Source organism: Psychrobacter sp. NPDC078501 (assembly GCF_044900935.1).
In the GTDB taxonomy this organism is placed as follows: Bacteria; Pseudomonadota; Gammaproteobacteria; order Pseudomonadales; family Moraxellaceae; genus Psychrobacter.
The window spans coordinates 148,990-161,655 of record NZ_JBJDOS010000004.1; the positions used below are offsets into that span (position 1 = coordinate 148,990).

Consider the following 12,666-nt stretch of genomic DNA (forward strand, 5'->3'; position numbering starts at 1 on the left):
GGGCTGTATTTCACGAGTGCTTGTAGATGTTGCTAATGCTTAGAGTCCGTTGTAGTATCACCCTTTTCCTCAACTGGTGTTGCTTGGCTCTTTAACGCCTCATAAAAATCGGTCAAATCCATTTTACGTGCTTTACCAATGTCTTCATCAAACAAGCTTTCAAGCTCAGCCATTGCTGATTGCGCGGATTCAATCATGCTAGCTTCATCATCGTAGATAGCTTGTTGGCGTTCGATCAAGTCATCATCATAATCACGGAATGTTTTTACTGTTTCTCGCGCTTTTTCTGGTGAGATACCTAATAACTGTAGTGATTCGCGTGACATGTCCAAAGACGACAAATAAGTCTCACGCCAGATGTGTCGCACGCCAACCTCACGCAAACGATAATAATGCTGACGATCGCGCGCTCTTGCTAATACAATCAGTTCAGGATAATTCTTACGAAGATACTGAGCGGTGGTGATAGAGCGCTCTAAGTCATCGATAGCAAGAATAAACACTCGCGCTTTTTGAATACCTGCCGCTCGTAAAATCTCAGGGTTTTTCGGGTCGCCATAATAGACTTGGTTACCGAATTTTCTTACGAAATCTACTCGATTTGCAGAGCGTTCAATGGCGGTAAATTCGATATTATGCATGCGCAGTACACGGCCAATAATCTGACCAACGCGGCCGAAGCCTGCAATAATGACCTGATGCTCATGATCGGGAATGGTATCGTATTCGCGGCTCGGTTTGCTCTTGGCAAATAGCGGCTCACCTACTTTTTCTAACAATAAGAATGCCAGAGGTGTTAGCGCCATCGAAATAGTAACGACTAAGTTAAGAGTATTAGCAAGCTCGGGACGCAAGACGTTTTGAGCAGTGGCGACACTAAACAGGACAAAGGCAAACTCACCACCTTGGGCCAAGGTTACGCCCAATCGGATACTGGTCGGCCAGCGATTGCCCGATACTTTTGCAATACCTGCAATCACCGCAAACTTGATAAACATCAAGGCAAGCGCACAGCCAATAATAAAGATGGGCTCTGCTAAAATAAGTTTGACGTCGGTAAGCATACCGACCGACATAAAGAATAGACCTAGTAGCAATCCTTTAAAAGGTTCGATACTGGCTTCTAACTCGTGACGATACTCAGAATCTGCTAACAACACACCTGTCAAAAATGCACCCAATGCCATTGATAAACCGATTTGACCCATCAAGATAGATACGCCCATCACGATAAATAGGGCGACCGCTGTCAGTAGTTCTGATGCACCACTGGAAGCCACAAATTTAAAGAAGGGTCGAACCACATAACGGCTGGCGAAAATCAGACCGGCAAAGACAGCAAATACTTTCCCAAAATAAATTAAATCGTAGCTTTGCTCACGCACCCCTGATAAGAACGGAATGACTGCTAACAACGGAATGACCGCAATATCTTGGAATAGTAAGATAGTGAAGGCTTCTCGACCATGCGTGCTCGAAAGCTGCTGTTTTTCAGTCAGTATCTGTAGTACAAACGCGGTAGAGGATAGCGCTAAACCAAAACCAACGATAAAGGCGGTATCTAGTTGTAAGGAGAAAAACTGATGTAATAGCCACATCAGTAGCGTACCAGTTAAGCCGACCTGCAAACCACCCAATACAAATATAGAGCGGCGCAATGCCCAGAGCCGCGAAGGCTGGAGTTCAAGCCCGATAATAAACAGCAGCATGACCACGCCAAACTCTGAAAAGTGCAATAGACTTTCAGCGTCGCCTGCCACATCCAACCCACTGGGGCCCAATATGAGTCCAGTGATGAGGTAGCCTAAAACCGTTGCAATGCCGAAGCGTTTACCGAGAGGGACAAAGAGCAATGCTGCTCCCAAAAAGATAGTGGCTTGCAACATGAGATTTGGTGAGCCGGCGGCGGCAGCAAACATCTGGGCTCCTTAAAAATTTGAATAAAATACACAATATAAAATGGACGTGACTAAAATCAGTATGGCTAAAACGATATCGCGCTAGTATCTATTATTTTTTGCGATAAATTTTCCACACCCCATTGTCTGCAAGCGGATTATTATAAGCATCGTTGCGGCGTTTACGCGGTGTCTGGCGACTATCAACAATCTTAAAGTCAGGCAGGGCATGTACAATCAGACCAGTACGATAAAAGCGTACCCGCTCAGGCTCTAGCATCTCGCCCTTACTATCACGACAAAAAACATAAGCACGCAGATCGATAAACTCACGATGCGCTACCAGTCGCGCTTCCTCGTCGTTATCTAGCACCGTTGTCATGCGCTCAATTTCATCATCCGTATATTGACCACATTTATCAGTCAGGGCGCCTACTGACCCAAAACTTTTGGACTCTTTAGCACGTGTCTTAGTTAAGTGTAGACGCTGAACGTGATAGATGAATTGCGGTATTTCAAGGCTGGCTGGGAGCGGTAAGTAATCAGGTGGCATGTTGGCCGCTGGATAAAAATCCTTTGCACGCTCAAGCAGATTTTGCCAACGTTGTTGATAGGTTTGGACTTCGGCTAAGTTGCCTTCATAAATAGGCATATCACGAATTTGGCGCAAAATATCAGGTGGAAACTGTTCATTACGAAAGTTTGCAATGTCTTCTTGCAGCGTTGATAACAAAACTTTGGCGTGTTTTTTGCCATCTTTTGATGCAGGATCATCGATATAGTCTGGGGCGACAAAGGGTGCTGAGCGTCTAGACATAGTGTTGTATCATCAATAGATAGAGTGAAAATACCAAAAAGTATGATTATAAAAATTAACTGGGGTGCTAAACAAAACTTTATAATAGTTATTATAACCACATAAGCCGATTCGGACTTAATTTTTTTAAGTTGAATAAAGTAAAAGATTGTCGCAAATCATAACTGCTCTAATTTGACCAAAGTTCGATTTCTAATTCCAAGTAACGTTTAGTACAAGCCAATATGAGCTGACCATGCCTATATTTGCTAGATTAGGGTTCGAATTACTGCCTTATCTATTCAGACACTTAGCTGAAAATGTATCGTCAATGGTTATGACCAATATGACTATTACCATCAGGTAGCTGTCCTGCAATATCACAGACCAATGCATCGCTATGTGCGATATTCTGCGGGTGAAACGAGCTTTCGACCTGAATAGTAGCATGGTGAATACCAAGCTCCAGCAGTCTTTGCTCGAGACTGGCAATTAGAATATTTGATTCATGGATACTCATTTCACCATCGACCACCACGTGACAAGAGAGTGCATTGAGACCGCTAGTAATACTCCAAACATGTAGGTCATGTACTTTTTGTACTTGAGCGTCTTCGAGTAATTTTTGCTCCACATCGACTAGCGATATATTGGCAGGCGTTCCTTCCATCAATATATGCACAGAATCACGTACGACGCGGTAGCCACTGATTAAAATAAGCACAGCAACGATTACTGATGCCACTGCATCTGCCCATACCCAACCAAAACCCATCATAAATAGTGCAGCGATAATCGCAGCTACTGACCCTAATAAATCGCTCAATACGTGCAAATAGGCGCTTTGCATATTGAGGTTAACGGATTCTGTATTACTAGGTTTCTGCTCTGTGATTTGGGCATCATCCGTACCATGACTATGATTATGGCCGTGTGACTCGCCACCTTGACTACCTCGGTGCATTAGCCAAGCGACTAGAATATTGATCAGCATACCGATAGTGGCCACGATAAGCATGCCTTGGGTGGCAATTTCTGGCGGTGAGTTAAAACGTTTGATCGCTTCATAAAAAATCATCAAAGCGATTATCACAAGGGTAGCGCCATTTACCGTAGCAACTAATATCTCAAAACGCTTGTAACCAAAAGTTTTCTGGTGAGTGGCCGCTTTTTCGCCGATTTTAAATGCGACCAAAGTGGCACCGAGCGCTATCGCATCGCTTAGCATATGCCCTGCATCAGATAACAAGGCTAAACTACCAGTGAGCCAGCCACCAATGGCTTCGATAAACATATAACCAGTAATGATAATAAAGCTGAACAACAACGTACGCTGATAGCCTTTGGTATCTCGTGCTGTGGTTGTTTGTTCTAGATGCTCATCATGATCGTGATGGCCTTGGTTTTCTTGAGTGTAGTTATTTTCTTCATCTTCGCGAACGTACTTAGGCACATTCGTATTATCATGCTGTTGGCTATGATTGTGCTCGTCAGAGTTTGGATTATTTGAACTCATAATAATACTCAAATTCGCTGATAGTTGCGTTCGGTAGATGATGCTTATTGATAAGTGACGTTTACTAATAAATGATGCTTGCTATGGGTAGAGTAGGCGTAGAGCCTTGATCGTATACCATTTGATAATTATAAATTTAACATAGCCAAGCATAAGAAGCTGTAACGACGAAGTAAACATGATGAGAAGAGAAGCAGAAAGATATGTACCCATTTGTTGAGAGCTGAATGAGAACTACCAACCGACAGGATCAATGTCCAAAGTAAGCTTAAGGTATTTAGCGCTTGGTAGGGCAAGCACTGGCTTCCACCACTGTCCTAACACATGGTGCAATTGACGGCGGTCTTTAGCCAATAGCAAAAGCTGTGCATGGTAGCGGCTGTTCTTTTTACTCATGGGCGCATCAATAGGACCGAGAACAGCGAGGTTATGAGCATTCGGCAAATGCGCAATAGCATCTTTGAGCGCTTGAGTAGTAGCTGCCAAAGTTTTGCCTTCACAGCGTATCAATGCAGCATGTTTATGAGGAGGCAAGCCCATCATTTGACGCTCTTGCAGTAGCTCGCGTGCAAATGACAAGTAGCCGTCTTTGACCAGTTTTAATAGTAACTCGTTATCAGGTTGCAACGTTTGAATCAAGACGCGGCCAGCTTTGTCACCTCGACCAGCACGGCCAGCTACCTGAATCATGAGCTGTGCGGTATGCTCTGGTGAGCGAAAGTCTGCTGATAAAAATCCTCGATCGGCATTGGGTAAGCAAACCAGCGTGACATTGGGGAAGTGATGACCTTTGGCAACCATCTGTGTTCCGACCAATATAGCTGGGTTACCTTTATTGATTTGCTCGTAAATATTTTCCCAGCTGTCTTTGCGTCTTGTGGTATCACGGTCTATTTGAATAATCGGATAGAGCTCTTTGCTAGTTTGGGGATTGGCAAAGATTGCGTGTAGATTTTCGCTAAGCCTTGTCGTTCCCATACCTTTGGCATCTAGGTTTTGACTACCACAATCAGGGCATACGGTAGGGATATAGGCTTGCCAATCGCAATGATGACATTTCAAATAAGAGTTGCTTGAATGACTGTTTCGCTGAGCTTGGCTATTATAGTGAACGGTTAGGTGAGCGTCACAGCGCGGACAATCTGCCTGCCAGCCACAAGCCTCGCACAATAGAACAGGCGCATAGCCACGACGATTCAAAAATATTAACACCTGATCACCAGCTTCTAGCGTTTGCCGTATCGCTCCAATCATGGCATCCGTCAGCCCTGTATCATAGCGTGCACCGTCATCTTGTGCTTGTTGATGAGTGCTTTGCAAGCGAGCATCGATCAGTTGCATGGTTGCAGGCTTGGCATTACCTGGACGAGTAAGCAGTTGGTATTCTGATAGTTTGCCATCATCGACCAGTTTTAAATGCTCAAGAGAAGGTGTGGCAGTACCGAGTATGACTGGGATTTTGTACTGTAAACCTCGATAGAGAGCGACATCAGCTGCATGATAACGCAATGTGTCTTGCTGCTTATACGAGCCATCATGCGCTTCATCAACGACAATCAGGCCTAAATCTGCGAAAGGATATAGCACAGCCGAACGTGTACCGATCACGATTTGTGCATGCCCCGTGCGGCAGTCTTGCCAACCTTGTAAGCGATGAGTGTTGGTCATGCCAGAATGTAATAGCACAATGTGGGCGGCGAACCGACTGGCAAATCTTGCCCGCGTTTGCGGTGTAAGGCCAATCTCTGGTACTAAAATAAGAACCTGTTTACCAGCCTCTAGTACGACTTGCATCGTTTGCAGATAAACTTCGGTTTTACCACTACCAGTAATGCCGTTGAGTAGAAAACCAGTATAAGTATCGGACTCATGGGCAGCAATAATAGCGTCGACAGCAAGTTTCTGCTCATCATTGAGATCAAGTGGCATTTTTGCCAGTTTAACTGGAGTAGGTGCTTGTTTTGGCTGAATATAGCGCTCGACTAACCCTTTATCTTCTAGCGTCTTTAAAAAGGCTCGTTGCATCCCTTCTAATAGCAATACATCTTCACTGGCGCCGTGCTGACCATGTAGCTTTAGCATATCGAACTGCTGCTTTTGTTTCTTAGCATTGGCTCGAAAATCATCATCAGTGATATGAGGCAAAATTCGCCAATGGGTAATCAGTAAATCTAATGGTTTGCCTTGACGGACAAGGCTTGGCAGAATAACTGCTAACACGTCGCCAAGTGGATAATGGTAATAGCGCGCCAACCAATAGGCAAGCTTGAGCATGCCAGCGTCCAAAATAGGCTCAGCATCTAGACATTTATTAATAGGTTTGATCTTGTTAACAGGTACGCTGCTATCATCTTGCGAAATATGAGCAATCACAATGCCAATCAGAGTCTGACGACCAAACGAAACTTCGACACGGCTGCCGATTGTCGGTATTGTACTGTCTGGTAAAGCAAGCATATCATCTGGTAGGCTATAGTCAAACACCCGATAAAGGGGAACGGGCAGAGCAACTTGTACCAACATAAACGGCTTCGCAGTCTTATTAGGTGAATATGAGATCAGAATAATAGAACAGAGACCAATAAGCTTAGCATGACGCTAAGCTTATGGTGATATGACTTATAGGCTGTTGCTAAAATTAGCAATTAATAATGAGCGCTCAACAACTAGCACCTAATACTAAGCATCAAATATCATCTTATTCGATATAAAGAATAGACTCAATTTCTACCACACCACCTTTAGGTAGAGCAGCTACTTGGACGGCAGCGCGGGCAGGGTATGGCTCGCTTAGATTGGCGACAAACACTTCGTTCAAGACAGCAAAATCACTCAAGTCAGTCAAAGATACATTGAATTTAACCACGTCATTTAGACTGCCACCAGCTGCTTCACAGATAGCTTTGATGTTTTCAAATACTTGCTCAGCTTGTGCTTTAAAACCTTCTCTTAGTTCCATCGTGTCAGGATCAAAACCAAGCTGACCTGAGATATAAACAGTATTGCCGACTTTTACAGCTTGTGAATAAGTGCCGACCGCTGCAGGTGCTTTATCAGTTTGGATGGTTTGACGAGTCATGGAATATCCCTTTTATATTTTATGTAAGTGATTCATTGCTACTAGAATAGCAGTTCTATTTTAGTTATTTGCATCAAGACTATAGCAGTAATGCAAATGCGCTTATTATAATTGATATAACCGTATAATGTTAGGGAAACCTAGCAACGAGCGTAGTTCACGGATACCTTGTGCTAAGTGGTTGCGACTACGTACTACAATATGAATGATGGTATCAGTATTGCGAACATCAACGGTTTCAACACCCATATTGAGCTGGCGTAAGTGATAGATAACTTCACTGATTTGCTCGTCACTAAGCGCAATAGAGAGCTTTAAGTAAGCAGGAAAACGAATCTTGCCACTGTTTTTTAAGTCATGCTCGCCGATATCACCTTGTTTGACTGCATTGTCATTGCGCCAACGTAATTGAATGACCTGATAAGGATTGTCTTTGCGGATATCATCCAGTGAGAAGCACTTATGACGATGAACGACCAAACCATGACGCGATAAATGTCCTACGATAGGGTCGCCATATATTGGATGACAGCAATTAGCAAAATCAAGCTCGACGCCAGCAGCATTAGCGATCAGCTGTTGCGGTTGGGTCATGTCGTCGCTATGTACTTTTGCCTGTAGATCGCTCAGCTCATCGCTAAACAAACGTGTCACAACTAACTGAGGAAGTAGCGTACCTGAGCTTATTTGTTCAAATAACGCATCTTTTTCTGTTAGGCCGCGCCATTCAGTCAGGTCTTTCCAGTCAGCATCTGTCAAGTCATCAAAACTTTTCTGATGCGTTCGGAGCGCACGATCCAATGCCTGTCTACCATGGTGTTGTTTGTCAGCGACAGATAAATCTTTAAACCAACGTAAAATCTCTTCACGGGCTTTGTTAGTCACTACAAATCCTAACCACTCCGCTTTTGGTTCTGAGTGACTATTCACTTCTATTTCAACGGACTGTCCATTTTTTACTACAGTTCCGAGCTTTGCAGTTTTGCCCTCGATATTTGCACCAACGGCAACGTTACCAATCATAGGCCCGACCGCGTAGGCAAAATCTAGCGCCGTTGCACCCTGTGGAAGCTCGTAAGCACGCCCTTGAGGGCTGTAGCAAATGATTTTACTAGAGTGCAGATAATCCATCAGCTCATTAATGGTAGAGACTGCTGCTGAGAAATCAGGACTGTTTTCATTCAGATTATCTTCATCGACCAAATCTTTCATGTTACGTAATGATGCTTGGATAACCGACTGACTGACATCAGATGCGTGCTCTGCGCCGATGACCCCAAGTCTGGCAGCGCTCTGCATTTGCTTAGTTAATATAGTGACCTTTACCACATCATTATCACGCTCATAGATAAGGGTGAGGGACTGGTTACCGCCTGGTAGCGGACGACGAATATTATCCGCAATATGGGTATCATCAATCTGATATTTTTTTATCAAATAATAGGCCAGCTTGTCACAGGCTTCGATATTGTCGAGGACGATTTCAAACGCATAATGACGCAGTAGCGCATTAATCTCACCGCGATTGCGGAAAAACTGACGATATATCACCACGCGATTGTCTAACACTTTGACCAGACCATTGAGATCCAAGTTATTTAGCACGATACTCAAATAGCGATGAATGGACTCTCTTTGAAAGTTTCGTCCAAGCCCATGCTGTAGCAGTTTGTCAGACAGCTTGTTGTACATATCAGAGTCTAAATTGCGATAACACAATACTTCGATATAGTCAGCAATATCATTCAGACCCATTAATCGGGCAAATGGCACATAAAAATCCAAGGTTTCTTGAGCTGTAGTGCGCTGCTTCTCAGGACGTACTGCGTCAAGCGTAGACATATTATGTAGACGGTCAGCAAGCTTGATAATGAGTACACGCGGGTCAGCGAGGGTGGCGGTCAGAATTTTATGAAAGGTGGCTGCTTTATTCTGCTGCTTGTTATGTGAAGATGACTTTAGCTTAGTCACACCATCGACCAGTCTTGATACAATTTCACCATAACGCTGCTTGATTTGCTCATCACTAACTTCGGTGTCTTCGACCGTATCATGCAAAATTGCTGCAATGATGGTATCTCGATCTAAGCGAAAGCCCGCTAGTATCTCAGCGACAGCGATTGGATGCGTGATATAAGGTTCCCCTGATTTGCGCTTGTCTTTAATGTGCGCAATATCTCCGAACTCACAAGCATCAACAATATCACGGCGCTCAGCAGCAGTGAGATAACCTACCGAACGTAGTAAATTATATTGAGCATCATCGACGAGGTGATGACTGAGTTTGGGTAGGGTTTGACTCATAAAATAATGATCCTATTTTCCATGACCTACTTGTTGGGCCACTTACCTAAGCAAATGGAAGCTAAATAATGACCTACCATACAAAACTTAAGGATGAGTACGCCATTCTCTAATTAATCGCAAATCGCTTTCAATGTCAACTGATAAGCGTGTGGGCGATGAAAAAATTTCACTCAGTGGTCTATTTTGGGGATAAATGGTGACCAAAATAGCCAATACATTATTATTACAACCAAAAAACCACAGCCTATGCTGTGGTCTCTATAGTTGATCAAGATGTGTATTTATTTTATAAAAACGCTATTGGCTTTATAAAATACATCTTATCAAAACAGCTTATTAGAAGCTGTGGTCGCCTGACAATGCTAAATCTAATGAGCTAGTAGCAAAATTATGCTCTGGCTGATTTAGGATGTCGCGTGTGATTTTGCCAGCGGCAATTTCACGTAGTGCCAATACTGTAGGCTTGTCGTTATCAACGTCAACCAACGGCTCGGCAATACCTTTGGCCAATTGACGGGCGCGTTTGCTTGCGACCAAAATTAGCTCAAAGCGATTATCAACATTATCCAAACAATCTTCAATCGTCACTCGTGCCATAAATAGCTACCTCGGTTGTTTCTATTAGTAACGGACCTTGCCCGCCACTCAATAAAAATAATATCAAAAATATAAAGGGGGATAGCTAAATATTATAGCATTTTTTGCCAAGCCGCGTAGTTGCTTTTTATATCTACTTACGAGATTAGCTGCTTGTGCTTAGTTTACTCTTCTACCTGAGTGTTTAGCAAGTTGCTAATCGTGCGATGATAGCGCTGCTGCTGACGACCAAGCGTCTGTCTGTCGGCCACGATAATGGCTTTTAACTCAGCTAAGGCTACGTCAAAATTATCATTGATCACTACATAGTCAGCATTCACATATTGTGCCATTTCGGTGACCGCCCCAGCTAGACGGCGCTCTATAACTTCTACAGAATCCTGCGCGCGGGTTGAGAGACGTTGACGTAATGTCGCAATGCTAGGTGGTAGAATAAAAACCATAATGGCATCGGGGAAGATATTTCTGATTTGCGTCGCGCCTTGCCAGTCAATCTCCAAAATAACGTCAATACCCGCCGCTAGCTGAGTACGTACACTTTCCTCTGACGTGCCATAATAATTACCAAATACTTCAGCATGCTCTAGAAATAGACCCGCATTGATACCATTGGTAAAACTATCGGTATCTGTGAAATGATAGTGCTGACCATCAATCTCGCCCGGGCGTGGTGCGCGAGTCGTATGTGAGACGCTGACAGTCAAGTCGTTGGTGGTCGCAAGCAACTGCTTGACCAGTGAGGTCTTGCCAGTACCTGAAGCGGCAGTAACAATGAATAATGAACCTGTCATACAATTTATCCTAATAGAAGGTGTCTTAGTAACTCGTAAAATGTATCGTAATAAATGCGTGTTGATAAAAAGTTAAGCAGTGCCTCAGTTAAAAACAAAGACTGGAAAAAATAAAAAACGCCATCATGTATGGCGATAGAAATTATAATAGATGCATTATTATAAACTGCTTTTATACAAGTTAAAGCTGGTTTTGCAATATGTCGTGAGTATGCTGAGGTTTGCCTATAAAATATTGCTATGAGTAGACAGCTATTTTAGAGAGCGATAAAAGCAAATTATGCTAAAGTAGAGCATTGATTTCGCCCCAACTTTTGAATAAAAAATTCAAAAATACGTTTTAACTATAAATTATCCAATGATAGGCCTTTTTATGCAAATTTATCTTGCCAATCCCCGTGGATTTTGTGCTGGTGTGGACCGTGCAATTGCGATTGTTAATGAAGCATTGACACGTTTCGAGCCGCCTATTTATGTCCGTCATGAAGTTGTGCATAATAAGTTTGTGGTGTCAGACTTGGCCAATCGTGGTGCGGTATTCGTTGAAGAGCTTCACGAAGTGCCAGACGGCTCCATCGTTATTTTCTCCGCTCATGGGGTCTCCAAAGCAGTCGAAGATGAGGCTGAGCGTCGTGATTTGACAGTGTTCGATGCGACATGCCCGTTGGTAACTAAAGTACATATCGAAGTGGCAAAGTTCGCGCAAGATGGTATGGATGCAGTGTTAATTGGACATGCAGGACACCCAGAAGTCGAAGGCACTATGGGGCGTTTCAATCGTCGCCATGGTGGGCAGATTCATCTGGTCGAAGATGAAGGTGATGTGGCTGCATTAACTGTACAAGACGCCGAACGCTTGGCATTTGTGACTCAGACAACTTTGTCGATGGATGATACTGCGCGCGTCATCGATGCGCTGCGTGAGAAATTTCCTAGTATCCAAGGTCCTCGCAAAGACGACATTTGCTATGCTACTCAAAACCGCCAAGATGCGGTAAAAGATTTGGCCAGTCGCTGTGAAGTAGTCTTGGTAGTTGGTTCGCCAAACTCATCAAACTCTAATCGCTTACGTGAGCTGGCTGAGCGTATGAATTGCCGTGCGTATTTAATTGATAATGCCAGTGAGATGGACAAGCGTTGGTTAGATGGTGTGCAGAGTATAGGCGTGACCGCTGGTGCATCCGCGCCCGAAGTGTTGATCCAAGAAGTATTGCAACAGCTGCAAGACTGGGGTGGCGATCTACCTAGTGAACTATCTGGTATTGAAGAAAATGTGACGTTTAGTCTGCCAAAAGCGTTGCGGATACCTGTTACTCAGGTTGGTAAGTAACTAATATTCGTGTTTGTATTTATATTTGTATGAACCATCATTGATATGGATAAGATCGCATGAAAGAACCAAAAGCCAGATTTATATTGGCAGAGGCCACGCTCGCTGAAGTCAACAAGCAACTAAAACTCAATATGCTAGTGATGGCAGCAGTGGTTTTCGTATTGTTTATGAATATCATGAAGTTTATGGCAGAAAAAAGCTTTTTCTACGCGATGCTCGCAGTAGTTATGATCTGTTTATTATTCTTCTTACAAAAAGCTCGCCGTATTCTCACGCTAAGAAAACAAGAGCTTATCCATAAATAGAAAGTACAAGCATAAATAAAAAATACAGATGAAAGTGCCAAATA

At 43.5% G+C, this 12,666-nt stretch carries 10 protein-coding genes; 2 read left to right on the forward strand and 8 right to left on the reverse strand.

Annotated features, from left to right (window positions below; translation table 11 throughout):
* Window positions 1-32: 32 nt before the first annotated feature.
* From ACI2IW_RS08875 to gmk, 8 genes are all read right to left on the reverse strand, one after another.
* Window positions 33-1,919, reverse strand: a complete 1,887-nt coding sequence (locus tag ACI2IW_RS08875; protein ID WP_404693408.1) for a monovalent cation:proton antiporter-2 (CPA2) family protein — start codon at window positions 1,917-1,919, stop codon at window positions 33-35.
* A gap of 91 nt (window positions 1,920-2,010) precedes the next feature.
* Entirely contained in the window at window positions 2,011-2,715 is a 705-nt protein-coding gene (locus tag ACI2IW_RS08880; protein ID WP_404693409.1) for a hypothetical protein, read from the reverse strand.
* Between the two features lie 307 nt (window positions 2,716-3,022).
* Window positions 3,023-4,210, reverse strand: a complete 1,188-nt coding sequence (locus ACI2IW_RS08885) for a cation diffusion facilitator family transporter (protein WP_404693410.1) — start codon at window positions 4,208-4,210, stop codon at window positions 3,023-3,025.
* A gap of 234 nt (window positions 4,211-4,444) precedes the next feature.
* The gene (locus ACI2IW_RS08890; RefSeq protein WP_404693411.1) at window positions 4,445-6,733 is read right to left on the reverse strand and encodes a primosomal protein N'; all 2,289 of its coding nucleotides are present in this window, start codon (window positions 6,731-6,733) and stop codon (window positions 4,445-4,447) included.
* Between the two features lie 175 nt (window positions 6,734-6,908).
* Window positions 6,909-7,289 (reverse strand): RidA family protein, encoded by a 381-nt coding sequence (locus ACI2IW_RS08895; protein ID WP_057761400.1) that lies wholly within the window; start codon window positions 7,287-7,289, stop codon window positions 6,909-6,911.
* Between the two features lie 105 nt (window positions 7,290-7,394).
* A complete protein-coding gene (locus ACI2IW_RS08900; RefSeq protein WP_404693412.1) occupies window positions 7,395-9,593 on the reverse strand; it encodes a RelA/SpoT family protein in 2,199 nt (732 codons plus the stop codon).
* A gap of 339 nt (window positions 9,594-9,932) precedes the next feature.
* Entirely contained in the window at window positions 9,933-10,193 is a 261-nt protein-coding gene (rpoZ, locus tag ACI2IW_RS08905) for a DNA-directed RNA polymerase subunit omega (protein WP_057761396.1), read from the reverse strand.
* Between the two features lie 164 nt (window positions 10,194-10,357).
* Complete coding sequence (gene gmk, locus ACI2IW_RS08910; protein ID WP_102091897.1) at window positions 10,358-10,984, reverse strand: guanylate kinase; 627 nt, start codon at window positions 10,982-10,984, stop codon at window positions 10,358-10,360.
* A 373-nt stretch (window positions 10,985-11,357) separates the two neighbouring features.
* Between gmk and ispH the strand changes: the two genes are divergently transcribed.
* Together ispH and ACI2IW_RS08920 are read left to right on the forward strand one after the other, a co-directional pair.
* Window positions 11,358-12,314 carry a 4-hydroxy-3-methylbut-2-enyl diphosphate reductase gene (ispH, locus tag ACI2IW_RS08915; RefSeq protein ID WP_057761392.1) on the forward strand — a complete coding sequence of 319 codons (957 nt, stop codon included), beginning with the start codon at window positions 11,358-11,360 and terminating at the stop codon, window positions 12,312-12,314.
* Window positions 12,315-12,373: 59 nt separating this feature from the next.
* On the forward strand, window positions 12,374-12,622 hold the full coding sequence (locus ACI2IW_RS08920) for a hypothetical protein (RefSeq protein WP_404693413.1): 249 nt from the start codon (window positions 12,374-12,376) through the stop codon (window positions 12,620-12,622).
* Window positions 12,623-12,666: the final 44 nt, after the last annotated feature.

Bases quoted from the DNA above. Each gene is read 5' to 3' on its own strand.
- ACI2IW_RS08875 (WP_404693408.1), bottom strand. From the start codon at position 1,919: ATGTTTGCTGCCGCCGCCGGCTCACCAAATCTCATGTTGCAAGCCACT.
- ACI2IW_RS08880 (WP_404693409.1), bottom strand. From the start codon at position 2,715: ATGTCTAGACGCTCAGCACCCTTTGTCGCCCCAGACTATATCGATGAT.
- ACI2IW_RS08885 (WP_404693410.1), bottom strand. From the start codon at position 4,210: ATGAGTTCAAATAATCCAAACTCTGACGAGCACAATCATAGCCAACAG.
- ACI2IW_RS08890 (WP_404693411.1), bottom strand. From the start codon at position 6,733: ATGTTGGTACAAGTTGCTCTGCCCGTTCCCCTTTATCGGGTGTTTGAC.
- ACI2IW_RS08895 (WP_057761400.1), bottom strand. From the start codon at position 7,289: ATGACTCGTCAAACCATCCAAACTGATAAAGCACCTGCAGCGGTCGGC.
- ACI2IW_RS08900 (WP_404693412.1), bottom strand. From the start codon at position 9,593: ATGAGTCAAACCCTACCCAAACTCAGTCATCACCTCGTCGATGATGCT.
- rpoZ (WP_057761396.1), bottom strand. From the start codon at position 10,193: ATGGCACGAGTGACGATTGAAGATTGTTTGGATAATGTTGATAATCGC.
- gmk (WP_102091897.1), bottom strand. From the start codon at position 10,984: ATGACAGGTTCATTATTCATTGTTACTGCCGCTTCAGGTACTGGCAAG.
- ispH (WP_057761392.1), top strand. From the start codon at position 11,358: ATGCAAATTTATCTTGCCAATCCCCGTGGATTTTGTGCTGGTGTGGAC.
- ACI2IW_RS08920 (WP_404693413.1), top strand. From the start codon at position 12,374: ATGAAAGAACCAAAAGCCAGATTTATATTGGCAGAGGCCACGCTCGCT.